Annotated in this window: 27 protein-coding genes; 3 read left to right on the top strand and 24 right to left on the bottom strand. The window is 51.0% G+C overall.

All coding sequences use genetic code 11. The features are described from left to right. Positions 1 to 3 precede the first annotated feature (3 nt). Positions 4 to 162, top strand: a complete 159-nt coding sequence (locus BLW29_RS32140) for an IS3 family transposase (protein WP_371264736.1) — start codon at positions 4 to 6, stop codon at positions 160 to 162. Between the two features lie 203 nt (positions 163 to 365). Here BLW29_RS32140 and BLW29_RS16825 read toward each other — a convergent pair whose 3' ends face one another. From BLW29_RS16825 to nrdR, 11 genes are all read right to left on the bottom strand, one after another. Then, on the bottom strand, positions 366 to 1,379 hold the full coding sequence (locus BLW29_RS16825) for a glycoside hydrolase family 130 protein (protein ID WP_090981629.1): 1,014 nt from the start codon (positions 1,377 to 1,379) through the stop codon (positions 366 to 368). A gap of 131 nt (positions 1,380 to 1,510) precedes the next feature. Next, complete coding sequence (locus BLW29_RS16820) at positions 1,511 to 2,644, bottom strand: efflux RND transporter periplasmic adaptor subunit (RefSeq protein WP_090981627.1); 1,134 nt, start codon at positions 2,642 to 2,644, stop codon at positions 1,511 to 1,513. A gap of 15 nt (positions 2,645 to 2,659) precedes the next feature. Further along, positions 2,660 to 3,526 (bottom strand): carbohydrate ABC transporter permease, encoded by an 867-nt coding sequence (locus tag BLW29_RS16815; RefSeq protein ID WP_371264735.1) that lies wholly within the window; start codon positions 3,524 to 3,526, stop codon positions 2,660 to 2,662. Between the two features lie 27 nt (positions 3,527 to 3,553). Beyond that, positions 3,554 to 4,435: a carbohydrate ABC transporter permease gene (locus tag BLW29_RS16810; RefSeq protein ID WP_090981623.1), complete on the bottom strand. Its 882-nt coding sequence runs from the start codon at positions 4,433 to 4,435 to the stop codon at positions 3,554 to 3,556. Continuing rightward, entirely contained in the window at positions 4,428 to 5,867 is a 1,440-nt protein-coding gene (locus BLW29_RS16805) for an ABC transporter substrate-binding protein (RefSeq protein WP_177186679.1), read from the bottom strand. Before BLW29_RS16805 ends, BLW29_RS16810 begins: the two co-directional genes overlap by 8 nt. 217 nt (positions 5,868 to 6,084) lie before the next feature. Beyond that, on the bottom strand, positions 6,085 to 7,197 hold the full coding sequence (locus BLW29_RS16800) for a WD40 repeat domain-containing protein (RefSeq protein WP_090981619.1): 1,113 nt from the start codon (positions 7,195 to 7,197) through the stop codon (positions 6,085 to 6,087). Further along, entirely contained in the window at positions 7,194 to 8,660 is a 1,467-nt protein-coding gene (locus tag BLW29_RS16795) for a HAMP domain-containing sensor histidine kinase (protein ID WP_090981617.1), read from the bottom strand. Before BLW29_RS16795 ends, BLW29_RS16800 begins: the two co-directional genes overlap by 4 nt. Beyond that, a complete protein-coding gene (locus BLW29_RS16790; protein ID WP_090981615.1) occupies positions 8,661 to 9,356 on the bottom strand; it encodes a response regulator transcription factor in 696 nt (231 codons plus the stop codon). 156 nt (positions 9,357 to 9,512) lie between these two features. Further along, the gene (locus tag BLW29_RS16785) at positions 9,513 to 9,776 is read right to left on the bottom strand and encodes a MerR family transcriptional regulator (protein ID WP_090981613.1); all 264 of its coding nucleotides are present in this window, start codon (positions 9,774 to 9,776) and stop codon (positions 9,513 to 9,515) included. A 33-nt stretch (positions 9,777 to 9,809) separates the two neighbouring features. Beyond that, the gene (locus BLW29_RS16780; RefSeq protein WP_177186678.1) at positions 9,810 to 10,472 is read right to left on the bottom strand and encodes a GOLPH3/VPS74 family protein; all 663 of its coding nucleotides are present in this window, start codon (positions 10,470 to 10,472) and stop codon (positions 9,810 to 9,812) included. A gap of 167 nt (positions 10,473 to 10,639) precedes the next feature. Beyond that, positions 10,640 to 11,104, bottom strand: coding sequence for a transcriptional regulator NrdR (gene nrdR / locus BLW29_RS16775; RefSeq protein WP_090981610.1), 465 nt, complete (start codon positions 11,102 to 11,104; stop codon positions 10,640 to 10,642). 136 nt (positions 11,105 to 11,240) lie between these two features. On the opposite strand from nrdR, the gene BLW29_RS16770 reads away from it, so the two are divergent. After that, positions 11,241 to 11,450 (top strand): alpha/beta-type small acid-soluble spore protein, encoded by a 210-nt coding sequence (locus BLW29_RS16770; RefSeq protein ID WP_090981608.1) that lies wholly within the window; start codon positions 11,241 to 11,243, stop codon positions 11,448 to 11,450. 55 nt (positions 11,451 to 11,505) lie between these two features. On the opposite strand, the gene BLW29_RS16765 is transcribed toward BLW29_RS16770, so the two are convergent. The 12 genes from BLW29_RS16765 to BLW29_RS16710 form a co-directional block, all read right to left on the bottom strand. Next, a complete protein-coding gene (locus tag BLW29_RS16765) occupies positions 11,506 to 12,090 on the bottom strand; it encodes a lytic transglycosylase domain-containing protein (protein ID WP_371264731.1) in 585 nt (194 codons plus the stop codon). Then, positions 12,087 to 12,686 carry a dephospho-CoA kinase gene (coaE, locus tag BLW29_RS16760; RefSeq protein WP_090981606.1) on the bottom strand — a complete coding sequence of 200 codons (600 nt, stop codon included), beginning with the start codon at positions 12,684 to 12,686 and terminating at the stop codon, positions 12,087 to 12,089. The genes BLW29_RS16765 and coaE overlap by 4 nt, the downstream gene beginning before the upstream one ends. A gap of 28 nt (positions 12,687 to 12,714) precedes the next feature. Then, on the bottom strand, positions 12,715 to 13,443 hold the full coding sequence (locus BLW29_RS16755; protein WP_090981604.1) for an MntP/YtaF family protein: 729 nt from the start codon (positions 13,441 to 13,443) through the stop codon (positions 12,715 to 12,717). Between the two features lie 97 nt (positions 13,444 to 13,540). Further along, positions 13,541 to 14,410, bottom strand: coding sequence for a DNA-formamidopyrimidine glycosylase (gene mutM, locus BLW29_RS16750; RefSeq protein WP_090981601.1), 870 nt, complete (start codon positions 14,408 to 14,410; stop codon positions 13,541 to 13,543). A 219-nt stretch (positions 14,411 to 14,629) separates the two neighbouring features. Next, complete coding sequence (gene polA, locus BLW29_RS16745) at positions 14,630 to 17,281, bottom strand: DNA polymerase I (protein WP_090981598.1); 2,652 nt, start codon at positions 17,279 to 17,281, stop codon at positions 14,630 to 14,632. Positions 17,282 to 17,394: 113 nt separating this feature from the next. Next, positions 17,395 to 18,567 carry an EAL domain-containing protein gene (locus BLW29_RS16740; protein ID WP_143044420.1) on the bottom strand — a complete coding sequence of 391 codons (1,173 nt, stop codon included), beginning with the start codon at positions 18,565 to 18,567 and terminating at the stop codon, positions 17,395 to 17,397. Further along, positions 18,564 to 20,081: a GGDEF domain-containing protein gene (locus tag BLW29_RS16735; protein ID WP_090981594.1), complete on the bottom strand. Its 1,518-nt coding sequence runs from the start codon at positions 20,079 to 20,081 to the stop codon at positions 18,564 to 18,566. Before BLW29_RS16735 ends, BLW29_RS16740 begins: the two co-directional genes overlap by 4 nt. Before the next feature lie 146 nt (positions 20,082 to 20,227). Next, positions 20,228 to 20,887, bottom strand: coding sequence for a phosphate signaling complex protein PhoU (phoU, locus tag BLW29_RS16730; protein ID WP_090981592.1), 660 nt, complete (start codon positions 20,885 to 20,887; stop codon positions 20,228 to 20,230). Positions 20,888 to 20,909: 22 nt separating this feature from the next. Next, positions 20,910 to 21,668, bottom strand: a complete 759-nt coding sequence (gene pstB, locus BLW29_RS16725; RefSeq protein ID WP_090981590.1) for a phosphate ABC transporter ATP-binding protein PstB — start codon at positions 21,666 to 21,668, stop codon at positions 20,910 to 20,912. A 15-nt stretch (positions 21,669 to 21,683) separates the two neighbouring features. Further along, positions 21,684 to 22,571 carry a phosphate ABC transporter permease PstA gene (gene pstA, locus BLW29_RS16720; protein WP_090981588.1) on the bottom strand — a complete coding sequence of 296 codons (888 nt, stop codon included), beginning with the start codon at positions 22,569 to 22,571 and terminating at the stop codon, positions 21,684 to 21,686. After that, positions 22,568 to 23,428 (bottom strand): phosphate ABC transporter permease subunit PstC, encoded by an 861-nt coding sequence (pstC, locus tag BLW29_RS16715; protein WP_256208684.1) that lies wholly within the window; start codon positions 23,426 to 23,428, stop codon positions 22,568 to 22,570. Before pstC ends, pstA begins: the two co-directional genes overlap by 4 nt. 171 nt (positions 23,429 to 23,599) lie before the next feature. Beyond that, positions 23,600 to 24,538 carry a phosphate ABC transporter substrate-binding protein gene (locus BLW29_RS16710; RefSeq protein ID WP_090981585.1) on the bottom strand — a complete coding sequence of 313 codons (939 nt, stop codon included), beginning with the start codon at positions 24,536 to 24,538 and terminating at the stop codon, positions 23,600 to 23,602. A gap of 186 nt (positions 24,539 to 24,724) precedes the next feature. Here BLW29_RS16710 and BLW29_RS16705 point away from each other — a divergent pair, with 186 nt between their 5' ends. Further along, a complete protein-coding gene (locus BLW29_RS16705) occupies positions 24,725 to 25,642 on the top strand; it encodes a LysR family transcriptional regulator (RefSeq protein WP_090981582.1) in 918 nt (305 codons plus the stop codon). A 71-nt stretch (positions 25,643 to 25,713) separates the two neighbouring features. Here BLW29_RS16705 and phoU (BLW29_RS16700) read toward each other — a convergent pair whose 3' ends face one another. Further along, positions 25,714 to 26,373 (bottom strand): phosphate signaling complex protein PhoU, encoded by a 660-nt coding sequence (gene phoU, locus BLW29_RS16700; protein ID WP_090981654.1) that lies wholly within the window; start codon positions 26,371 to 26,373, stop codon positions 25,714 to 25,716. Between the last annotated feature and the right edge of the window lie 12 nt (positions 26,374 to 26,385).

The raw sequence follows: 26,385 nt of genomic DNA, 5'->3' as shown, positions 1-26,385 counted from the left end.
CTTATTTACCAAACCAAATTCAAGACTCGTAAACAGGCGTATGATGCAATTTACGAGTATATTGAGTTGGAGTACAACCGTATGCGCATCCATTCATCCATTCATTACCTAACCCCGCAACAACGCGAGAAACGGTACTATGAGCAGCTCCAGGTCGTTTGATGTGTGTCTACTTCCTTGACAGAGGTACATTATCTATGGAATCCAGCTAAATAAGACCTCCACGATTCGTTAGAATTTATAAATGGCCATTTTCGCTGAAATAAGACCTCTACGATTCGTTAGCGCGTACAGCCTTCCTTGCAGCAGCCCGGGCCGATGTTGCAGGAATGGCAACCTCACCCGAAACTTCCTCCCTCTACAACCTACTTCTTACTCTCCGTCAAGATATACGCCACCAGCTCATCCAGCGGAACAGTTGCCAGACCAATGGCCGTATCCGTGCAGCCATAGTAGATATAAAGCAGCCCATCCTTCACTACGTTTGCTGTCGGGAATACGACATTCGGAATGAAAAGGCCGAATTTCTCGTAATACTCTTCGGGCTCCATAATAAAGCCCGGCGCGCGCGCGACTACTTTCTCCGGATGCTCCAGATCAAGCAGCATGGCGCCGACACGATAGATATGGTCCGGACCTACGCCATGATAGAGCGTCAACCAGCCTTTGTCGGTCTTAATCGGCGGCGTGGAGCCTCCGATCTTCTTAAACTCCCATTCCTGTTCCACTTGGGCAATCAAGATCGGATCTTCCCAATGAATCATATCCTCGGAATAGGAAATCCACATGGCCGGCTTCTCAGTGCCGTATTCTTCGCCGATGTACTCTTCGGGGCGACGAAGAAGCGCGTATTTATTGCCAATCTTCTCAGGGAATAGAATATTATCGCGATCATTGATTTCAAGCGGCGTCGTATCACATAAGAACTCCCAGTTGATCAGGTCCTTGGAGGTTGCAATGGACGAACGAGTCAGCCAATCCTCCGGTTTGCCCCAGCCGTTCGGGTACTCCGGCTTCGAATTGTTCGGAAGACCGACGCCAGTTGGATAGTAGCTCATCGAGCACGGACGAAGTGCATAGTTCATATAGAACGTATCGCCAAACTTCACGACACGCGGATCTTGAATGCTGCCGTAGGGGAAGCCAAATTGCTCCGGGTGAATAACAGGCGTATCTTGCACATGACGGAAGTTGATGCCATCATCACTCTCGAGTAAACCTAAGAAACATTGGAACGGATCCAGACTGCCCGCCGTCCGCTCAATCATATAAAATTTATCGCCTTCGATAATAACCGCCGGGTTAAATACCGTCGCTTTGCGCCAGTCATACAGACCGGGCGTGACGATAGGGTTTGCTGCGCAGCGCGTAATCTTCATCCTTGATCAACCTTTCGCATCAAATGTCACCTCACTATATCACGCCCCCAACTACTGTGTGAACCGCTTTCGGGCAAGTTCAAACTAAAACAAACCCTATTCAAACATTTTTCCCCCTATCTCACGACTGATTAAAGTCGTATTCGTTCTCCTTCCATAATCGGGTGATCGCTGTCCAGTATGATCGGCTGCTGCTCGAATATTCCGCCTCGAATGGCGGACATCGTATCATTCTCATCCATCACTTCGATGGGAATACGCACCACATGATAAGCATTGCCGAGTGGACCTTGTTTCTCCTCATAGGAGTAGAGATAGGTGCCGCTTCCGTCATTGTGAACGGCGGCATGCGGAACGATCATTTCACTGCTGGGGTTGTTTCTGGTCAAGTTCACTTGAACCCGCTCCCCGCCGCGAAGCGACTTCTCCTGCACCGTGACGACAATCGTATTCGTCGTCGAATTCCCCGATCCGTCATCTCCAGCAGCATCGCCGACAGAGTCATCCGCATGTACGGTTCCTTTAACTTCGGCGATAACCCCAGTAAGCACGGCGTTCTCCTTGCCGAGCTTCAAGAGTTCAAGCTTCTCTCCCACTTGCAGCAACGCGCCAAGATCTGACGGAACGGACAGTTCAAACCGGTACCCCTTCGCCGCATTTGAGATACGAATATCTGCAGATCCATCGCCTTTCAACCCCGCTTCAGCATGAACGTCTGTGACGATTCCATCGAATGGTGCCTTAATCCGGCTGTTCGCCGCGGCGGAAGCTTGAAGCAGCTCTATCGCGAGCTTCTGATCGGCAATAACAAGCTTGGCTGTTTCCAAGGCAAGCTTGGCTGCGAGCTTCGCAGAAGCATCATCAGAACTGCTGGCCTGAATGTAATTCTGCTGAAGGCCTTCAATGGACAGCTCCAGCTTCTTCAGCGCGGATTGCCCAGCGGCGATTTGCTGCTTCGCTTCCGTATCGTCATATTCAACTAGCGTTTGCCCTTTGTGAACAGCCTCACCTTTCTTCACATGTACGCTCGTGACCGTCCAGCCAGCCGGATTCGTGAGTTCTCTTACATCGTAGGGGGCCAAAGTCGCTGTACCTTCATAGACATGGGACAGCTGTCCTTGGGCGGCCTCGATCGTGTAGACCTTGGTTAACGACAGCGCCTGGAGCGTATTTCCGGCCAATGTTAAGCCTGCCAACAGGACTAGAAACAAGCCTGCTATCAGGCGTATCTTTCGTTTACGAGCTCGCGTGTTCTCTTCTTCCATACCCTCACTCCTGAACTAACCTTTAATGCCCGACAATTGAATGCCTTCGATGAAATAGGACTCTGCATACAGAAAAAGCAGGATCATCGGCGTCATATACAGCGCGGAAGCGGCAAATCCGATCCCCCTCGCCTCTTGGTCGATTTGGGCGAGATAGAGGGACAACGGCTGTTTCACGGCATCCTGGAGGAAGATCAGCGGCTGCTCGATCAAATTCCAATAATCGACGAACAGCAGGACGGTTAGCGCAGCTAATCCGGGCTGAACAAGCGGTAGAATGATGCGCGTGAAAATAATCCAATGGCCGCCGCCGTCTATTTTGGCCGCTTCCATGTAAGCGCCGGGAATATGCGTCATGAACTGACGCATCATGAAGACGCCGAAAGCGCCGAAGATGCCAGGCAGGATTATCGCTGCATCGCTATTCATCAGCCCAAGCTGATTCACCACCAAATAATTCGGAACCAGCGTAACCTGGAAGGGCATAAGCATGGTCATGACATAAAGCATGAACAGCTTCTCGCGTCCGGGAAAACGAAGCTTGGCGAAAGCATAAGCGGCAAGCGTCGCTACCACTGTCTGGCCGGCGATGATCGGCACGACAAGCGCAGCGGAATTCCAGAACATATGGAGAAACTTTGGCGCCAGAATGAGCACCTGCCCATATTGGCTGAACGAGAGCCAATCCGGAAGCAGCTTTAAATTGACGAATTGTCGTTGTCCGCCGAGCGCCGTATCCGTCATCTGGCCAATGAGATCATAATTCAGCCCGATTTCCTGCTCCGTCATTAGTGAATTCGTAAACGTCAGCACAATCGGAATCAGCATAACGATGGATGCCGCTGCAAGCAGCATACTCAGCAAGACTCGCGGGAATTTCATTAACAGCTTCATAGCTACCCTCCCGCTTCATTCCATGAATGCCCGGAAACGTCGCTCTACTTGCAGCAATCCCGTAACCAGCACGACGATGCAGCCCACCATCAGCGCCGCGGCAGCCGTCAGCTTCTGGATATCCAGCTCGAAGAACATGTTGTTCATATAATGCTGCAGCATGTAAATGCGATCAAACGGATAATTTCCTGCAAGCAAATAGGTTTCTCGGAAGATTTTGAATGAATTGATGATGGAGATCAGCACAACGAAGATCATGGTCGGCGTCAAGTAAACAAGCGTAATATGGAGCAGCTGTCTGAGCTTCCCTGCACCTTCGATCCGTGCCGTCTCGTAATAATCCTTCGGAATGGATTGAAGCCCCGCCAGAAACAAAATCATATCGTAGCCGATGTTTTTCCATACGTACATCATGACGAGCACACTCATCGACCAATGGGACTGCATCCAATCGATGCGCTCGACATGAAAAGCATGCAGCCAAGCGTTAAGCGTACCGTTCCAATCCAAGAAAATTTGGCAGACCAGCACAATGGAAGCAACCGGAACGACCAGCGGTAGAACAAAGGCGGTTTGGAGCCAGCTGCGAAGCCAAACCTGCCGGTTAAGCACCAGTGCCAGCGTCAAGGAGACCACGATCAAGAGCGGGACGCCGATTCCGGTAAAGAGCAGCGTATTGGACGCAGCCTTTCGGAAGGAGACGCTCGCAAGCAGCTCCTTGTAATTGCCCAAACCAACGAATTTCCCGCCAAGCGCTTGATCCATGAATGATTCATAAACCCCCATCAAGAAAGGGATGACATAGAATATCGCAAAACCGGCCAGGCTCGGCGCCAAGAATAGCAGGGCAATCCAGCCATCGCCACCGCGGATTCTCGTCAAGGATTGCCTATTCATTCAGATAGGTCGTCACTTTGTTCTGAATGAGCTTCGCCACATCCTCGGCGGATTTCTGTCCGCTGAAATAAGCGGTCGCCGTTTCAATAATGACCTTGCCTACTTCACCGCCCACCTTGGTCGAATCGCGTTCGACAGGATGAACCGCTCCGTTCACGTATGCCTCAAGCTTAGCCAGCTTCGCCTGATCTACCTCGAAAGTTAATCCATGCAGTGGACCCTCCTTATAGGCCTGCACGGTGCCATCCTTCTTCAATTGTTCAATTTGCTTCGCAAACATCTGCTTGTTAATCGGGAACCCCGCCGACGTAGGCGGCGTTGGCACCGCATCAGACATCATGAATTTCATGAACTCCCAAGCTTCCTTCTTCACGGCTGAGCTTTCATTAATCGCAACATTCCGGTAGGTTTGAAAATATCCGCCGACTTTCGTATCCTGCGCATGCGGTTTCGCATACAAACTCGTATTCTCGCCGATCTCGCGCAGGGAGACGAGATAATCCCATGGCGAGTTGATTTGAATGTCGTGGAAATAGGAATCGCCGCGGCCTTGCGAATTAACTAAGCCGTCATCGAACATACCCTTGACCTGTTTCATCAGCCCCGTGAAGCTCGATGAATCGAAGGATGCGCTCTTCTCGGCGGTATCGACGAACAAGGAATAATTGTCATTGACCATATTGGCAAGCATATATTCCGGACCGCCATACATTAGTGCCGTAGAATAGCCGCCTTTGGAAGTCAATTGTTTGGAGGTTTGGATAAAGTCGTTCCATGACCATGATTTGTCATCGAACGTAACGCCTGTCTTAGCGATTGCGCTGTCGTCACCGGCAAAACCTTTCAGGAAGAAGCCAAGGGGCATGCTGTAGAGCCCTTCGCCAATACGCACATTATCGAGCACGTTGCTGAAGTAATCCGTTTTCTTAAACGACTTATCCGCCTCCATAATCGGAACCAGATCAGCGAGCAAATGATGACTGGCATAGTTATCGATGGGCAGCAAATCCATTTGAATCAGATCGGCGCCTTTTCCCGCCAGCAGCTCGGTGTTCGTCGTGGTCACATATTTCTCCATAGCCGCTTCCAGATGCGAGTCATCTACATCGACGTCCTGCAGGTTAATGGTGATATTCGGATGCAGCGCTTCGTATTTCTTCTTGGCTTCCTTAAACCTATCGTCAGGGAAGAAAGTCGAGAATACGATTGTTTTCTTGGCATTGTCGTTGGAATTTCCGTTGTCAGTAGTATTGCCTTCGGCATTCCCATTGATAGTGCCTCCTTCGTTTACGACATTCGTCGCACCACCGGCGTTCCCTGTATCCTGAACAGTTCCGCCCGGCTTATCGTCTGTTGGTACGTTAGTGCTGCTGCATGCAGCCAAATTGAAGATGAGCAGCAAGCTGGCGAGCCCGAATATTCCTTTTCTCATTGCAAGTTCCCCTTCCCTTCCAGCCGAATCCCATGTAGCTATTCGTTCGGCGACTTCTATACTGTAAGCCATCGATGTCACCAACACTTCTTCAACTTGTAAACAAGTTGTCACCAAGAAGGGAATCATGTTCACGCCAAAAAAGCATCTTGTCTCAGGCAGCGGCATCACAGCTTGGATGCGTTACCTTCAACAAGATGCTCTAGTAAACTGGACCTCATTGAAATTGGATAATTAAAGGCCCACTGTCTTGTGCTTCGATAGCAGGTGCTGCTTGCGAAGAGGATGTTTCATACGGCTTTCGTCCCAGTACGAGCAATCTGCTGCCATCCGGGCTCCAATCCAGTGCAGTAGGCAGCAGACCGCGATAGATCGTCTGTTCCTGCAGCACGTTATGGCCTTGCAGCTTAGCTGCTTTGATGGCGACCTGATCCGTCGTGAACGCGATCCATTTGCGGTCGCTCGACAGTGCAAAGCTGCCGACACGATCATGCAGCACGTTGATCTCAGCCGTACGCAGATCATACACAAACAAGGTGTCGTCCGTTCCGACGAAGGCCGCTTGATCGTTACTCAGCCATGCCGGCCGTGTATCGTGGCTGATTCTGTGCTCATACTGTTGTTCAAAGTGATCGCCCTGCCAAGAGCCGATCAGAAGCCCCGAATAACCATTCTCCTCCTTCATGATACAGACGTTCCGGCCATCGCCCGATATCATAACCGATTGAATGCTGTAGGAGCGATTCCAGTCCGGAATCGAATAATGCTTCTGCGTGCCAAGCTTCGTATCATAGACACCGATATAATCGCCGTTATCATCCATACCAACGTACGAGACATAATCATCCGTACCTGACCACATCAATCGCCCTGTCCCAAGCCGCGAGAACTGCACGGTCTGCACCAGCTTCTTCCCGTGATCCGTTAACGAGATGATCCATAGGGACAATCCATCCCTCGTCGATGAATAACCGGACACATAGCCGCCAGCAGGTGATAGGCCGTCTGCCTGAATGGAAGCATCGTCCGTAAGCACAGGCAGCTTCTCTGATTCTGAATAAGGCGGGGCAAAACGTTCATGCGCGAGCCCAATGGTAGAGACACGATCAACGGTTTGAGCGCCGCTCCATCCGTAACTGCTTTTCTCATTCGATAATGGGAGTCGGTAGATCGTCTTCACAACAAACGGCTGGCTATCGGATAATCCAGCATCCTCTTCCTCCGAATCCGGAATAAGGATCGTTTCGGATTTCAGATTGCGCATACAGCCCGTCAACAAGACTACCAGGACGAAGAATGCACAGACTAGGGACGTTATTCGTAGGTTCATTCCGTTGCATCCTCCTCTGCATGGTGCTGCGGCAAATTCACATAAACAGCCGTTTCCTTGTTCTTACTAATGATGTCGATACTTCCGTTCATCTCATGAACAATGGACTGGGCGATGCTGAGACCAAGCCCCACGCTGCCCGCTTCCTTCTGCATGCTATCCCCAAGGAAGAACGGCTCGAAGATGCGCGCCAACTGGTCTGCAGGAATCGTCTCTCCTTGATTCACGATAGTAAGACTTATCGATGCTTTATCGTCCAGTGCAGCGCGCACGCCAATTTCCGAATGGGCGAAGCTGTACTTGATCGCATTGTCGAGCAAGTTAATGATCAATTGGCGGAGCTTGTCCGGCTGTGCCAGTACAACCAGACCTTCCCCGGCCTCTACGGCAATCGTCTTCTTGTAACGCTGGGCCTTGAATGTCATGGCTTCGCACACATCGCGCAGCGTCATACCGACATCCACGCGTAACTGCTCCTGCCAACCTTCCTTCTCTTGCGAAACTTCCAGCAGGGATAGCACCATGCCGTGCAGCCGCTGGCTCTCCTCGACAATATGATTCATCCCTTTACGGAAGAATTCCTGATCGCTCTCGCCATTGCCTCGAATCAATTCCGCATAACCCAATATCGAAGTAAGCGGCGTCTTCAGCTCATGAGTCACCTTGTCGAAGAACTGCTTTCGCTGCAAATTGACTGTCTCCAGCCGATCCCGATCACGCCCGATTCGTTCGATTTGGCTGCTGATTCGTCCGATCATCGCATTGAAGTTGCCGGCAAGCAAGCCGATTTCGTCTCTGCGCTTGATCGACAGCCGGATCGCTAAATTCCCGTTCTTCACCTCTTCGGACGCTTTGGCCATTTTGACTAGTGGTATGGTGATATGTCTCGACAGCAAATACGAGAATAAGAACGCAGCAGCGAAGATCGCGAGCGTAAAGTAGAAGATGGCATCCAATATGCGGCCGCTCTGTTCATAGAGCAGGTTAAAGGATTTGGCATATCGCAGAATACCGACCTTTACGCCGTCGATCATAACGGGATAGGCATAAACGACGGAGGCAGTGCCCTTGTCATACGAAATCGTATAGGCTGTGGCGCCGCGCAAAGCTTGTTTGAGATCATCCGTAGATCCACCTGTGAAAACGGCCGGATTTGTGGCGTGCAGCAGAACACCGTCAACCGTATAAGCGCTCACTTCGCTTGAGGTTGCGTAATGCAAGTCAGTTGCGATCTCCTCGGCAATTTGGCCGAAGTAGAGATCATTGTTCGTAAAATGATTGATCAAGAAAGCTTGACGCACATAGCCGTTACTATTCTTCTTGAGTCCAATCAGATCCTCGGTAATAATATTGCGATTACTCGTTTGGATGATTTGGGAGACCGTCTGATTAAGGAGCACGAACGCGAAGCAGAAAATAAGAAAGAAGCCGACAATGAACTTAGCCCGGATCGATCGGAACATCTACGTCGTCCCTTTCTCGAATTTATAGCCGATGCCGAACACGGTCGTTATGTATTCGTTCGCATCCAGCTTCTTCCTCAGCCGCTGAATATGATTGTCCACCGTTCTTGTTTCTCCCGCATACTCATAGCCCCATACCAATTCCAGCAACTCCTCTCGCGAGAAGATCCGTCCACGATTGCCGCACAGCTTAATCAGCAAATCGAATTCCTTCGGCGTCAGATCGATGAGTTCATCGCCCTTACGGACCATCCGTTCACTCTTAATGATTACGACATCGTGGAACCGAAGCGGCTGTTCCTCCTCTGCTTCCTCGGAGCGATTCGCATTCGCTAGTCTCCGAAGAATAGTACGGATGCGCGCGATGACTTCTCGCAGATCGAACGGTTTCGTAATATAATCGTCGGCTCCGAATTCCAGGCCGAGAATCTTGTCCGTAATATCTGATTTTGCCGTGATCATCACGATTGGGATGTTGGAATCTGCTGTGACGCGTTTGCATAGTTCAAGGCCGCTCAGATCAGGCAGCATCCAATCCAGCAGAAGCAGATCAGGGTTGAATTGCCCAAGTGCCTCGATGCCTTCTGCTCCGTTTGAGGCAATCCTGGTCAGGAAACCTTCTCTCGTTAATCCATAGGCAAGCAAATCGGCAATCGCCGTCTCGTCTTCGATGATGAGAATTTTCGTTTTATCCATACTTGAATGAAAGCCTCCTCTCTCCACGTTCACCTTACTATAGATGTAACGCTTTATCAGCCTTTCTGTCAAACGGGCAGCCCCGCGCTTCTTTCTAACTACCATGATGGCCAATTAAAAAATGCACCCTAATGGGTGCACCGCACGCACTATCCCCTACTTGGCGTGATAGTGTTCGATAATGTCCTGAATCGTCATCCCGTCCCGCTCCTTGTATAAAACAATTTCCCCAAGCCGCTGCAGCGACTGCTCTCTGGGATATCGTCTTACAAGGCCGACATCCAACTGCTCGAACGGCAGCAAGCCGATCTCCGCATAATACTTCAGCGTACTGTATCGCATGCCGGATAGTTGAACAAGCTCGCTTATCGTGACTAGCTCGGATGACATAATCGTCTCTAAGCTTCTGCGTCTGGACATGGCTCTCTCCTCGCGTCTCAACAGCACCCGCACCTATGTTGAAGATGCTTCAATCTCTTCGAGGGCCCTGCGAATCAATTTGATGTTCTTCCATTCCTCATGCTGCGTTTCATGCAGCTCCGAGAGCTTTCTCTTCAATTCGCTTTTCTCATAACCTGAGAAATAAACCTTTAGCTGCTGCGAGGTCTCCATCATCATGGCCAGTATGGCGGTTTCTTTGGTCACCGGTCCGTCCTCCAGCAGTTCTGCCCGAAGTCGCTGAATAACGGGATCCTTGTGCTCGGGAGTGGTTACATAACGATGGTAGGGGATGATGTAGAGGAATTTCCGCTTCTCCATTGCCATCGCGCCTTCATCAAACAATGATTTCGTCAAGGACCCCATCATCGTTTGGCGCAGCCTGTACCTCATGTAGAAATAATGGATCCAGCCCTTTAATTTCCTAGGCTTCCTAGCATTCAACAAGCTATCCACCAACGGAATGAAATTCGGGTCGGTATTGTCTACAGCATGATCCTCTATGCGGAGGTACCCTTTGGCATCCACAAGAACCCGCTCATTCAGCATGAGCTCAATAAGCGCTGCACCGATCACGTACACTTCCAAATTCGTTCGATTGAACGTATGCTTCCGATGTGCCCGGATATCTGAGGCTACGATAGCAAATTTCTCTGTAAGGCCATATTCTCGGTTCACGGAAATCCCCTCCGTCAGTTTACTTACTACTTACTACTTACTACTTATTACTTAGAACATACCATATCATACCAATGTCGTACACTCCTTTCTGTCGATTGGACATAAAAAAACCTGCAAGCCACGACGAACGTGATTGCAGGCTTCCAATGCTAGTCCAAGCGAGCTTAATTCATAGGATGCTTGTTGAGCAGGCTATTCAATTCCTTCATAAACATGTCGATATCCTTGAACTGGCGATATACCGACGCGAATCGGACATAAGCCACTTCGTCCACCGGATACAGCTGCGACATGACGAGCTCGCCGATTTCACGGCTCTCCACCTCGGCTTGTGCCGTCGTGCGAAGCTCTTTCTCCGCCTCGGACACGATAATTTCCAGCTGATCCACGGAAACGGGTCGTTTCTCGCAGGCACGGATCAGACCGCGCAAAATCTTGTCGCGACTGAATTCTTCCCGGCTGCCGTCTTTCTTGATGACGATCAAGGGCGTTTCTTCCACCATCTCAAAGGTCGTGAACCGCCGCGTGCATTTCTCGCATTCACGGCGACGGCGTATCGATTTATTTTCGTTAGCGGGTCTGGAATCGAGCACTTTCGTCCCAGCATAATCGCAATACGGACATTTCATCGTCTAAAGCTCCTCCGTCTACATGCATAGTGAATACGAAATAACACGTTATGAATCGTTTCCCAATCGTTACCTGTAATGAAAAATGGTCTAACGCACATAATACAGTTACCAACCGCAAGGAGGTGAACGACAAATGGCCAACAACGGTAGCAGTCAACTCGTTGTACCACAAGCAGGTGCTGCATTAGACCAAATGAAATATGAGGTCGCACAAGAGCTGGGTATCTCCCTTCCATCCGATGGATACTACGGTAACATCACAACGAAGGATGCCGGTTCTATCGGGGGAAGTATTACCCGTAAACTAGTGCAAATCGCCGAACAATCTCTTGCAGGTCGATAATCGAAGATCGTAATCTCCAAGCTTTGGCTGGTTGCCTGTGGGCAGCCGGCCAAAGTTATTTGTCGCTTTCCAATAAGTCCGGATAAAGGGTCTTGTACTTATTATAATAATAAATGACCCGCTGTATATAGTGTCTTGTTTCCCCGAAAGGCACCTGATCCACCGTCTCCAGCCTACCGTCCCAAGTCCCGTCCGCAAGCCAGCGGCTCACGTTGCCAGGTCCTGCATTGTATGCAGCGATCACAGTATACATATTGCCATCGAACTGCTGATTTAATGCATGCAAATACCAAGTCCCGATCTCTATGCTCACGTCTGCACGATTGGAGATCGCTTCGGTTGATATTTTGCCAAAGCCGCCCTTCTGAATAATCCAGTTTGCTGTGTCCGGCATCAGCTGCATAACGCCGATAGCGCCTTTACGCGATACAACCCCAGTCTTATAATTGGTTTCTACTCTTATGATGGCGGCCACCAAATGTGGTTCAAGCTTATAATTATCCGCACTGATTACGATATCCTCTCGGAAGTGGATCGGATACATCCAGTGGCTCATCCACTCCGATCGAACGAACAGCAGTACGACAAAAGCTAACGTAATAATTAGAATGACTCTTCTTCGAAGTTTTCTCATCGTCATAACTGCAATCCCTGCCCACGCCAAAACTGTTCCACTTGCTGCGCCGTTTCCGCAATCGTTCCGCTGTTGTCGATGACGAAATCCGCTAGGCGTCTTTTCTCTTCGATATCCATCTGCAGCGCGATCCGCTCTTCTGCCTGTTCCCTCGTCAGCGAATTACGCTGCATCAGCCGTTCGATCTGAATCTCCTTCGGTACATATACGACCATCACAGCCTCATACAGCGATGCTTGTCCGGTTTCATATAATAAAGGGATATCCGCTACTATTAACTGATTCGCATCTTCTGCCGCATAGGCGTTGATTCGCTCCCACATTCGTCCTCGAATCGCAGGATGCAGAATGCCTTCGAGCTTCGTCAACCGTTCGCGATTGCCGAATACCAGCTTGCCCACCTCGGCTCGATTCATCGTGCCGTCTTCGTTCAAGACCGCTTGTCCGAATTCAGCAACAATCGCTGCCAGCGCCGGCTCGCCGGGGAGTACGACCTCCCGGGCGACCTGGTCGGCATCGATTAGCTTGGCGCCATGCGATACAAGCATGGCGCTGACGGTGCTTTTTCCACAAGCGATGCCGCCGGTTAATCCCAGTATCACTACGTTCACCTCAAGTTCTGTCCTTCACCTACATTAAACGCATAACGCCCATTACAATCAGCATAATACCGGGCAGCACCGACAAGGCACGCATGCCGCGCCAAGCTGCGAATCGGAAACCAAGCCGCATGCCCGCAAGCAGGAAGATCCCGCTCGCTCCGGATATAACGACCGCAGTCAATAGCGGATTGAAACCAACCATCGCTGCACCAAGTCCCGCTCCGAAGCTGTCGAGCGACAATGCGAATCCGAGCAGCACCGCTTCTGATGCCGAAATAATACCGGATCGATCCACGTCGGCCATTTGCGGCGTTCGCAGGATTTGAATCACAATGCCTAATCGCTTCAATTCCAGGATCACAATCGTGGATGCCGCCATCCGAATGTTGCCCATTGCAGCACCGGTCCCATCATTTCCGCCATTCTCGGCGGAGGCGGCTGCAGAGGTTTCCCCGGAATCGGAATCCTCCGAGTCCCCTTCCGTTCTGCGTTTCCAATACTGGATGAGCGCCCAGACGCCAATCAGCATCAATAGAATCGCACCGATCCATTTGGCCACATCCGGCGACATGTATCCGGTTAGAAGTGCGCCAATTTGCATGGACAGCCAGACGACCAGCCCGGAGCAAAAGGCGATAATGACAATCGACGGCACCGGAATTCGGATCCGCCGAAGTCCGTACGTAACGCCTACGCCGAATCCATCCAAGCTAACGGCAAAAGCAAGCAGCAGCAGTGATGCAGCATGAATGAGCAACTTGATGTCCCTCCCATGATGACGAAAGCGCAGGTTCTGTGCATTCGCCTAGAAAACATGAATGGTACATCATATGCACGCTGCCCGGAGTCGTTCCTTATTTAGACGCCGGCTTGGCTGCGTTACTGCCCCGCTTCTTCGGAAGCGGTTGGCATTTGAGGCAGATATGCGTGCCTCTGCCGCCAACGACGGTCTTATCTATGCTTGCACCGCATTTGCGGCAAGGCTCGTTCTTGCGGCCATAGATGAGCAGCTCATGCTGGAACATCCCCATCTCGCCTTGGCCGTTCACATAAGACTTAATCGACGATCCGCCTGCATCGACTGCTCGCGACAGTGTCGCTCGAATCGCTTCATGAAGCTTCGTCCACTCTGCGGGCTTGATGGAATCTGCTGTCCGTTCGGGGTGGATGCCAGCCGTGAAGAGCGCCTCGTCCACATAAATATTGCCGAGTCCAACGATATATTCCTGATTCAGCAGAAGCGGCTTGATCTTGGTCGTTCGATGAGCCACTTCCTTCTTGAAGGCTTGCAATGTGAACGCTTCGTTGAGCGGTTCAATCCCCAGCTTGTTCAGCGGGGGAAGCGTTAAATCTTCACCCGGTGCAAACAGATGCATCGTGCCGAATTGGCGTACGTCTTTATAGCGCAGCTCCGTGCCGTCTTCGAAATGAAAACGAACATGCGTGTGAAGTTCCACGGGTTCATCTGCTTCGTAAACGCCATAACGGCCTTCCATGCGAAGATGTGAAACGAGCACTAGCCCATCCAGCAGTATCCGCAGAAACTTGCCTCGGCGTTCCACGGATTCGATGGTATGACCGGCAAGAGCAGCAGCGAAAATCTCCGGCTCATGTGGTCGTTGTATAATACGCGGAAGCGACACGGTAACCCGCTCGATCCGTTTCCCCTTAATTAACTCGTTCAGCGTTCGCCGAACGGTTTCAACCTCCGGTAGTTCCGGCATTACGTGTTCCCTCCCAAGCCATGGTTCAGACCTCATTATACCTCAGCAAGGCCAAATCTCCTAGCCAAAAGCCTTCTTCCCTACAAGCCTCGCACCGAAAACTGCTTATAGTGAGTATGACTGCCATGTAGATGAAGAAAAAGCTCTAGAACGCCCCACCAGCAATGTGCAGGGAGCGTACTAAAGCTTTCTCGATTTCAATGCTATTGTTGTATATTCCTACTTCGCTTCATACCAGTTATCCCCGAAGCTGACGTCTGCTTTAAGCGGCACATCCAGCTTCAGTGCGCCTTCCATAACCTCCGGTACAAGTGTCTTCATCAGCTCCAGCTCTTCAGCCGGGACTTCGAAGACGAGCTCATCGTGTACCTGCAGCAGCATGCGGCTGCGGAGTCCGCGATCGCGAAGCTCCTTGTCCATGTTCACCATCGCCAGCTTGATGATATCCGCCGCAGTTCCTTGAATCGGCGTGTTCATCGCTGTCCGTTCGGCGAACGAACGAAGGTTGAAATTCGATGCTTTGATTTCCGGCAAATAGCGGCGGCGCTCAAGCAGCGTCGTCACGAAGCCATCTGCGCGGGCTTGGGCCACGATATTGTCCATGTAAGCCCGAACCCCGTGGAATACTTCAAAATATTGCTCGATAAACTTCGCTGCATCCTTGCGCGCGATGTTCAGGTTGTTCGACAGACCGAAGTCGCTGATGCCGTACACGATCCCGAAGTTAACCGCTTTGGCTTGACGGCGCATATTCGCATCGACTTGATCCGCAGTGACGCCGAAGACGTCCATCGCCGTCTTGGTATGAATATCGGTATCCTCGATAAACGCAGTCTTCATCTTCTCATCGCCGGAAATATGCGCCAGAACACGGAGTTCGATCTGTGAATAGTCGGCTGCGAGAATCGTCCAACCTGGCTCAGAAGGGACGAACGCTTTGCGAATGCGGCGCCCTTCCTCTAAGCGAATCGGAATGTTCTGCAGGTTCGGGAATTGGCTCGATAGGCGTCCGGTTGCGGCGATCGTCTGACGATAGAAGGTATGCACCTTGCCCGTATCGCGGCGAATCTCCTTCAGCAGACCTTCTACATAAGTAGACTGCAGCTTCGCCAGCTGGCGGTAAAGCAGAATGAGCTTCACGATTTCGTGGTACGGCTCGAGTTTCTCCAGTACTTCCGCATCGGTCGAATAACCGGTTTTCGTTTTCTTCCATGCGGGAAGGCCCAGCTTCTCGAAGAGCACCTCTCCCAGCTGCTTCGGCGAGTTAATATTGAACTCCATGCCGGCATGCATATAGATATCGCTCATGTATTGAGAAATGTTCTTCTCCAGCTCTGCGCCGAGATCCTCAAGCACCGAGGCGTTTACCTTAATGCCTTGTTTCTCCATGCCTGCGAGAACAACAGCCAGCGGCTGCTCCAGTTCATAACACAGCTTGCTCATGTGACCGGTTTCCAGCTCTTCGGTCAGCATCGGAACGAGTCTGCGGACGGCATCCGCTTTGGCAGCCAGATGGCCGGCGAGGACTTCCGAAGCAGGCACTTGGAACTTCGCGCCTTTGCCATACACGGATTCATCCGTTTGAATGGCCGCAAGTTTGTGTCGCTGAATGAGCGCAGCCAATGTTTGGCTCGATTCGGTTGGATCCAGCAGATACGCCGCAAGCAGCGCGTCGAAGGTTGTCCCGCGCAGTTCAATGCCAAGCCATGACAGGACAAGCTCTGCCTTGTGCAGATCGTAGCCTTTCTTAGGCGCTTGCTCATCCTGGAGCCATTGACGCACGGGAGCGGATATTTTCGCATCCATTAGCTCGTCATAAGTGACGACCACGACGCGTTCGCCGCTCGCCACAGCCAGTCCGATGAATCGCGCTTGGTGCGGATTGTCGCCAATCGCTTCAATATAGAAGCTTTCCGATGTCGCGAGTATCTCCGACAACGCTCCGGCTGTCAGCTCACTCGCAGTGACAACCTCATAGTTAGCTTCTGCGAGTCCAACCGTACCTCCCGCTTCCGGAAGCTGCAGTCGCTCAATCAGCGACTTGAACTCCAGCTTGCGGAACATATCGCCAAGCGTGACTTCGTCATAGCCGCTGTATACCAGCTCGTCCCCTTTGTTCTCAAGCGGCACTTCGCGGTAGATCGTAGCGAGCTTCTTGCTCATGAGGGCACTTTCTTGATGCTCTTCAACCTTTTCCTTCATCTTGCCTTTAATCTCGCCCGTATTGGCAAGCACGCCTTCCACGCTGCCGAATTCGTGCAGCAGCTTCAGCGCTGTCTTCTCTCCGACGCCCGGAATGCCCGGGATATTATCGGATGTATCGCCCATCAGACCTTTCAGGTCGATAATTTGCAGCGGCGTTAAGCCGTACCGTTCTTGGATGCCGGCCGGATCGTAGCGCTCCACATCCGTAACCCCTTTGCGCGTGAGCGCAATCGTGACATGATCGGAAGCCAGCTGCAGCATATCCTTGTCTCCGGACACGACGACCGTTTCAATGCCGCCCTCATCCGCCAATCGGCTGAGTGTCCCGATAATGTCATCGGCCTCGTACCCCGGCAGCTCGTATTGCGCGATTCCAAATGAGCGCAGTAGCTCTTTGAGCACAGGGAATTGCTCCGACAGTTCGGACGGCGTTTTCTCCCGGCCGCCCTTGTATTCCGCATAGCCTTCATGACGGAACGTGATCTTGCCCGCATCGAAGGCAACCAGCATATGCGTCGGTTTCTCTTCCTCCAGCAGCTTGAGCAGCATGGTTGTAAAACCGTACACCGCATTCGTATGCAGCCCCGACGAATTCGTAAGCGGCGGCATCGCGAAGAATGCTCTATAAATGATACTGTTCCCATCAATCAATACCCATTTATCCATCCGACAAGCACACCTCACCTTATTATTCCTAGTGCTTATCATAGCATAAAGCGAACACACTTTCCCAGGCAGATTGCTGAGTTGACGCGATTATCCCCCATTCCATCATTAGATTAAGCAATAGAAGGCTGCGGTCTGCCAAGCAGGTACCCTTGGGCGTAGTGAACGCCAATGGACTTGATATATTGAAGCTCGCTCTCTTCCTCGATCCCTTCCGCAACCAGCGAGATGCCCATTTTGGCAGCCAGCTCCGTAAACGTTTGGACCAAATGGGCCTTCATGCCGTCCTGATGGATGCCATGAATGAGGGAGCGATCGATTTTGATATAATCCGGCTCCAGCTCTACGATGGACTGCAGCGACGAGTAACCTGCCCCCGCGTCGTCAATGGCAATCTGGTAACCTTGCGTACGGTAATGCTGCAGAATCTTCTTCGCCGCACCAAAATCCTCAATGGAGCTGCGCTCCGTAATTTCGAACACGACATGATGCGGAGACAGCCCATACTTCTCCAGCAGCAGCATGGTGCGCCCTGTTGTGAAGGATGGGTCATTCATGATCTTAGCGGTAATATTGATGAATAGCTTCTGCCCGGCAGTCAATCCTGCACTTCCTTCGATCGCACGCTCCCGAGCCAGCAGGTCCAGGGAGTAAGTCAGCCCCTCCTCGGAGGCAAAATCAAACAGCTGCAGCGGTCCGTCAAACCAGCGTTTATCGGGTAAGCGAGAAAGCGCCTCATATCCGTAGGCAGCCTCGGTTCCGCATTGCAGCGAGATAATCGGCTGATAGACCGGATGTATGAGCCGCTCCATGAGAATTTGTTCCAGTGCTCTGCGCTTCAAGCTGCGCTCCGTCGCGCCGGTAGGCTGTCCATGGATAATCGCGCGTTTAATGCCATCGTACAGCCGCTCCTCCTCTGACACGATGCCGCCGTTCAAGAAGGAAACACCTGCATGGAGCTTTAGCTCCGGAATCGCACCGCCGAACTCAGCGGCCATAAACCTCTCTTCCCAGTCGAGCTTCAATCTGCTGCCTATCGTTAGCAATTCCTCTTCCGGTGAACCGCACCGCGTAGGAGGGAGAGAAAGGCATACGAACAGATCATCGCGCAGCCATAGCTTCGAAAGTCCGGTTGTACTGACCGAATCTTGCTCCGTCATGACTTGTTCAGCGAAACGCCGCCACTTTGCATCCAGTTTTACCTTTACGTCTTCCTGCTCGATCGCTTTGCCCTGCCAAGCAAAATATATAATGCCCATCTGATTGGTTTCTCTAGTTAATGTCACGTCATTCCCTCTCCCAGCTGCTCTCCGAATACATCGCTGGCAACATAGGCACTGCCGCGAATCCCTTTCGCCTGCTTCTTTACCCGCGCTGCCGCTTGTGAAATAATGGCTGTCGTTAATGGCATGGTCCCATTCCAGCTGAGCAGCGACAACGATAACGTGACGCCCTCTTGCTGCACGGCCACACCGCTCCGGTCAACAACGCTCGGTACATGAGCAGACCCATAATAAGATCTAACGCCGCTATCGAACCTTGCAAGCAGCAGACGACACAGCTTCTCCGATTCCAATCGATCCGTCAGCATGATGAAATCATCCCCGCCGATATGTCCGATAAAATCATCCCGTTTCCCGCCAACCTGTGCGACCTCCTGAAGGACGGACGCGAGAAACCGAATCAGCGCATCCCCTTGGCTGAACCCGAAGCAATCGTTAAACCATTTGAAATAATCCAAATCCGCATAAATAATCGTGAACGGTCTGCCTGCATCGATCCGCCTTTGCATTTCGCGCTGAATAGACGCATTGCCCGGCAGTCCCGTAAGCGGGTTCGCAGTCCGCGCTTCCTCGGTTCGCAGCTGTGTCATGCACTCCAGAATCGAGCGCACCGATGCTGCCCCGACAAATTTGTCGCCGCGCGTAATAAGAACAAGATGATAGAGACGGGAGATATCCCTTGCCATGGCAAGTTGGACAACTTGCTCCACAGGCAGCTCTGCATCCACGACAAGCGCTTCCTTGTCCATAATTCGGGCAATCGCCCGATTCCAATAGAGCGGCAGACCAAATTGCCCTGCCAGCAGCTGATTCATATTTTCTTTCATCACAAGCCCGATCGGCCGGCCTTCTTGCACAACAACCGCACCTTGAATATGGGGATTGGATTCGAACATCCGAGAAAGGTCGGAAACGAGCGAACCCGGCGCAAATATCGGCACTGTCTTCGCTAATGACCCGATCGTCACATAAGATGGGACATTGCTAAAGTAAGTTTCCTGCTGTTGCTGCGTTTGCTGTTGCTCCTGTTGCTCCTGTTCCTGCTGCTCATCCCGCTCCCCCGACCTGAAACGGACCACCATCCCGTAGGCTTCCTTAATGGCTTCATACATACTAGCTTCAATCGAGCGGCCGTTCACCGCTGAAGGATAAGAAACAGCATGTCCTACTGCAAAATCCGGTTTCCCATCCAGCTCTTTCACATTCGCGATCCGGTTTGCCTCGAAGGCTTTGCAAAATTTCATCTTCAACTCATCGATCCCGACTTGAAGCCTTAACTCCAGCTCCTTGGATGCCCCCAGGCCGCAAGCTAAGAAATAGAACCGGTCGTCTCCCATCGTGCTGTGCCAAATAAGCCCTTCTTGTTCCATCACCCATTCATCCAAAACCTCGACAACCGAGACAGGAGTACCCTGAAGCAGCTGCAAGGCAATCACACCAATGCCACCTTGATGCCAATTCTCCTGTAAACGATGCAGCATTGTTTTGTCTAATAATCCATAGCTGATTTCGTTCATATGAATCCCTCTTAGGCGTGAGTCTTTTTGACTATCCCTTATGTACCATTGTAGGAATAAAGTGTGATGGAAGTATTGTCCTATTGTTAACTGCACGTAAAAAAACCGGTGCCTCGCAATATGCGCAGCACCGGTTTTCCAACGTATTACATATTCAAATCCGGACGTTTGCCCGTCACGAGAAAGACAACGCTTTCGCCGATATTCGTGGCATGGTCGGCGATCCGCTCAATATAGCGGCCGACGAAGCTGATCAAGCTGCCTTGTGAGATGGTCTTCGGATTCTCAATCATGACGGCGAACAAATCACGGATCACTTCCGCAAACAGCGCATCCACTTGATCGTCGTCCTTTGCCATCTTGCAAGCGAGATTTACATTTTCCTGTACATAAGATTGGATCGATTCGCTGATCATCTGACCGGCAATTTCAGCCATGCGGGGCAGATCAACGAGCGGCTTCATGAGCGTCTGTCCTTCAAGACGTACGACGACCTTCGCGATATCGACGGTAAGATCGCCCATTCGCTCCAGATCAGCAGCCATCTTGAAGGCGATCAGCACGCGCCTCAAATCCTTCGCCACCGGTTGCTGCGTCGCAATCATACGAGCGCCGATCTCGTCAATGCTCTCTTCCAGCTGATTCAGCTTAATGTCTTCCGCAATAATGGTACGTGCCGCATCGACATCCACTTCCTCTAGCGCCTTCATCGCGCTGGCCAGTCCCAATTCGACGCGGTTCCCCATCTCGATGAGCTTCTGTCTCAGAAGCTCCAATCCCTCGTCCAGCTCTTTACGCTTGATCATCTTCGTCGCCTCCTGTGATGGATTACCCGAAACGTCCCGATATGTAATCATCGGTAGCTTTCTCGGAAGGATTCGTGAAGATTTTGTCCGTTTGATCATACTCCACGACTTTGCCCATATAGAAGAACGCGGTCTTATCCGACACCCTTGCTGCTTGATGCATATTGTGAGTCACGATGACGATGCTGAAATCCTGCTTCAGCTCCGAAATCAATTCCTCTACCTTCGCAGTCGATACCGGATCGAGTGCGGATGCAGGCTCATCCATCAAGATGACTTTCGGTTTAACGGCAATCGAACGAGCGATACATAGACGCTGCTGTTGGCCGCCTGAAAGTGCAAGCGCTGAATTGTGAAGTCGATCTTTGGTTTCATCCCACAGAGCCGCTTTACGCAGGCAATCCTCAACGATTTCGTCCAGCTGCTTCTTGTTCCGCACCCCATGGTAACGCGGTCCGAATGCGATATTCTCATAAATGGACTTATGAAACGGGTTCGGACGCTGCCAAACCATACCGATTTTTTGGCGCAGTAGAACCACATCGACACCGGCTTCATTCACGTTCTCGCCGTCCATCCAGATCTCTCCGGACGTACGTACACCATCAATTGTATCATTCATTCGGTTCAAGCTGCGCAGAAATGTGGATTTACCGCAGCCTGAAGGTCCGATTAGTGCCGTTACTTCACGCGGGGCGAATGCGAGCGATACGCCCTTGATTGCTTCCTTCTCTCCGTAGAATACACGAAGGTCTTTGGCTACCAATCCTTCTGTTTGCATGTTCGTCACCCTTCCCTATTTGGTTGCTGTAAATCTACGATGCAAGTATCTGCCAAACCATCTGGCGGAGAAGTTGAACAATAGAACCATTATGAGCAAGACAGCAGATGCACCGGCAGCAATCTCTGCTGCATCCGGAGCCAAGCCTTCACTGTTAATTTTCCAAATATGCACCGCAAGCGTCTCAGCCGGACGGAACGGATTCAGCGGCGAGAATGGGCTCAGCGGATTCCAATTGGTGAAATCCAGGCGCGGCGAGCTCATGCCGGCTGTGAAGAGCAGCGCAGCCGCTTCACCGAATACACGGCCCGAAGCAAGAATCGTGCCTGTTACAATCGTGGGCATAGCGATCGGAAGCATAACGGATGTGATCGTCTTCCAGCGCGACAACCCCAGCGCCAAGCTGGCTTCCTTCTGCTCACGCGGTACGCCGCTGAGCGATTGCTCTGTAATCCGTACCATTAGCGGCAGGTTGAACACCGTCAGCGCCAGTGCGCCGGAGAATAGGGAGAACCCAAAGCCGAACAAGTTAACGATAACTAGAAGTCCAAACAAACCAACAACGATGGATGGGAAAGACGAGAGCACTTCGACAACCAAACGGATGGAGTCTGTTAGACGACCCGGTTTCGCATATTCACTCATATAAATCCCGGCGCCAAGTCCGAGCGGAATCGTAATGATCAGTGTCAATACAAGCAAGAACAAGGAATTGAAGAGCTGCGGTCCTATGCCGCCTCCGGCCTTAATGGTCTGTGGAGCGGAGGTCAAGAAATGAAAACTGATATGTCCTACCCCGCGGAAGAGGATATAACCGAGCAATCCAGCCAAAATAAGAACGATAAGTGAGGCTACGGCGACAATAACACCTGTGGCGATACGATCTGCGGTTTTGGCGTTCATCGTTGGTTTCTCCTTTCCAAGAAGCGGACTATGAATACAAATACAAAAGTCATGCTAAGCAGGATAAGGGCGAGCGACCACAACGCATTGTTGTGCGTAGAGCCCATAACCGTGTTACCCATATCGAGTGTAATGACACTCGTCAGCGTCGATGCTGATTCAAACAACGAATGCGGGATATGCGGCGAGTTACCGATGACCATCTGTACAGCCAATGCTTCACCGAAGGCACGGGACATCCCGAGAACAACCCCCGTTAAGAGCGCCGGCAACGTAGTAGGAAGAACAGTCCGGTAAATCGTCTGCCAGCGAGTAGCACCCAGCGCAAAGGAAGCTTCCTTCAAACCGCGAGGCAATGCAGCCAGTGCATCCGTAGCAATCGTTGTTACCGTTGGCAAAATCATGAGCGAGAGCACGATGGATCCCGCTGCAATTCCAATCCCTTGGCCCGGGAATAAAGCCCGGAGCGCAGGTACAACAATACTAAGACCAACAAATCCGAAAACAACCGATGGAATACCAGCGAGCAGCTCAATAACCGGCTGCAGCACTTTTTTACCGATACCAGGCATGATTTGCGTCATAAACACGGCTGCGCAGATGCCAAGAGGCGCTGCGATCAAAGCCGCAAGAAGCGAAGTACTAAACGATCCGAAGATGAATGGCAGTGCGCCATAAAGCGGAATATCACCTTCCGGATCCCATTTCAAGCCGCTAAGCAGCCCGCCGAGGCTAACGCCATCCATAATAAACGTAGTCAAACCACGGGAAGAAACGAAATAGACAATAGCAGCGATCGTGATGACGAGGACTAGAATACAAAGCGCTGTATAAACTTTACCTACCCATTCCTCCATGACATGCGGTTTCACGAATGTTCTAGTTGTCTTCCCCGTTTGAATCCGTTTCTTATTTGTACGAGCGGGCTGCTCCATGAATCTTCTCTCCTTCAACTGACATTCTCATGACAGGCAAGTAGAGGCGGAGTGTATCCACCTCTAATGACTGTGCTATTTGTTTAGGATTGCTTATTTCGTGATATTGCCGTCAACATCGCGTTTCACTTGCATTTTATTCATTGGAATGTAACCAAGCTCTACAACGTCACCGTTTTGAACTTCATCGCTAGTCATGTAATCAAGGAATGCTTTCGTTGCTGCATCCGGCTCGCCTTTGGTGTACATGTGCTCATAAGCCCATACCGGATAAGTGCCGGAAACGATGTTTGCTTCTGTTGCTTCTACGCCTTCATATTTCACAGTTTTTACAGTGTCATCGATGTAGGACAGTGCCAGGTAACCGATAGCGCCCGGTGTTTCAGCAACAAGCTTCTTAACTGTACCTGAAGAATCTTCTTGGATGGAGCCTTGTACATCTTCGGATTTCGTGCCAAGCGCGTATTTCTCGAATGTTTTACGTGTGCCTGAGCTGCCCGGACGGTTAACGATTGTGATTTTCTCATCTGCGCCGCCGACTTCTTTCCAGTTCTTCACTTTACCAGTAAAGATGTCAACCAGCTGTTGTTTAGTCAGGTTGTCCACTGCGATGTCTTTATTGATTACAGTTGCCATAGCTACGACCGCTACTTGATGGTCCACCAATTCTTTGGCTTTGTCTGCGTCAGCATCCGTGAACTTCTCTTCAGCGAAGATATCGGAGTTACCGATTGTTGCTTGACCGCCGGATACTTGAGTCAGCCCTGTACCGCTGCCGCCGCCTTGAACTTGAACCGTAACGCCGGCGTATTTCGCGTCTTCCATGAACTTCTTGGATACTTGTTCAACCAGTGGTTGAAGTGCCGATGATCCCGTTGCAAGAATGGAACCGCTTAGTGCTTCACCTGCGCCTGCGTTATTCGTACCGCTATTTTGTGAGTTGGAGTTCGTGCTACCCTCGTTCTTCGAGCCGCAAGCCGCCAAACCGATTGTCAACATCAGTGCTACAACAATTAGTAATGCCTTTTTCATTTCAGTTCTTTTCTCCTTCCGCTCCTGCGCGGTTATTTGTTTTACAAGACTTAGTATAGATGTCCCGTATTAATGTGATATTTTCGAAGTGTTAACGGAATGCAAAAACTACATAGATGAATTGTATAAAATAAACGGTTACTATAGAATAATTAAATAACAACTCGTTATTGGAGCGCAAATATTATGAATATATTAAGATTGCAGATTTTGGTATTGATTGAGCGTCTCCGTAAGGTGACCGCCGTTGCCGATGAGCTCGGAATTAAGCAGCCAACCGTCAGCTTTCATATGAAGAAGCTCGAGGAAGAATGGGGAACGCCGCTCTTCGAGATGAAGACAGGGAAGGTCATGCTCACGGAATCAGGCAAACTATTGTATCAGTATGCCGAAGGCATTGACCGCCTTTATCGCGAGGCACAGGATCGGTTCGCATCGTACCGACAAGATGGGAAACATCACTATATGATCGGCTGTACGGATGCCGCTTCCTCTGTCTTATTCAGCGGGAATTGGTATCGGCTTGCTGCGGAAGCTTCCACTTTACAAATCAACCTGGTCACCGGCGAAACCGACCGTTTATTCGATCAGCTTCATGCAGGCAAGCTTGATCTTATTGTGTACGGAGATTCACCGCGCTATGAACGGGGGCTGCAAGGCTGTCAATCGGAGCTGCTGCTTGAAGATCGTCTATTGCTATATACGACAAAGGCACATCCTTTACTTAATGCGCGCGACAGCAGCACGTCCACTTATCCGCTTCATGGTCAAGCTTATGTCAAACTTGCGGATCCCTCCATTGAAGACGCGGTGAATAACTGGTCCGCCAATGAACAACTCAAGCTCAGCAGTCCACTGACTACGGATCGCATCGACTTAGCCTTGAACGCGGTTCGAGCCGGTTCTCTGCTGGCCTTCCTCCCCAGCCTTGCGGCAATTCAATTGCCCGGAGATATGCTTCGACTACCGCTGCCCGGTCAACCGCAAGCTTGGAAGCTCATGGCGGCTTGGCGTTCCGATTATTGGAATCCATCACAGCAGCAGCGCATGGTCGCTTTGCTTAAAGAGCTTCCTAAGCTGCAAAAAGCAGCCGATTCGAAGTAAAGATGCGCTTCGAATCGGCTGCTTTATGGGCATGCTATAGAGGATATTAGTGCGGCTTGAGCTGCTAAGAATTATGAATTCAGATCCGGTCTTGAACCTGTTACCAGATATACAACCGATTCCCCGATGTTCGTTGCATGATCCGCAAAACGTTCAATGTAACGTCCTACGAAGCTAAGCAGGTTAGCCTGGGAAATCGTCTTCGGATTTTCCATCATGAGCGAGAACAGCTCGCGGATGATTTGGGAATAGAGCGCATCGACCAGGTCGTCGTCTTTGGCCATTTTGTAAGCCATGTTGACATTCTCTTGTACGAACGATTGGATCGCTTCATAGGTCATCATTTGTACGATCTGCGTCATTCGCGGCAGATCGATTAATGGTTTGATCAATACTTGCCCTTCCAGTCTCAGCACGACTTTGGCTACGTCTACGGCCAGATCGGCCATCCGTTCAAGATCGGAGGCAATTCGGAAAGCGACCAGGATACGTCTTAAATCCTTAGCAACCGGCTGCTGCGTGGCAATTAGCATCGCGCCTAATTCTGAAATTTTCTCTTCGATTTTGTTGATCGACTTGTCATCTTGAATGATTTGTTTGGCGGCAGGCACATCGATCGTTTCCAGCGCGTCCATCGCCTTTGCAATAACCGCTTCTACCCGTTGACCCATTTCTACGATCAGCTCGTTCAATTCCTCGAGTCCATGATCAAATTCTTTGCGCTTCGTCATCATCGCTTAAAT

The organism is Paenibacillus sp. CF384 (genome assembly GCF_900106745.1).
Classification (GTDB): domain Bacteria; phylum Bacillota; class Bacilli; order Paenibacillales; family Paenibacillaceae; genus Paenibacillus_Z.
Note: the sequence above shows the minus strand (reverse complement) of the source record. Positions and strands in the feature narration are given on the sequence as shown.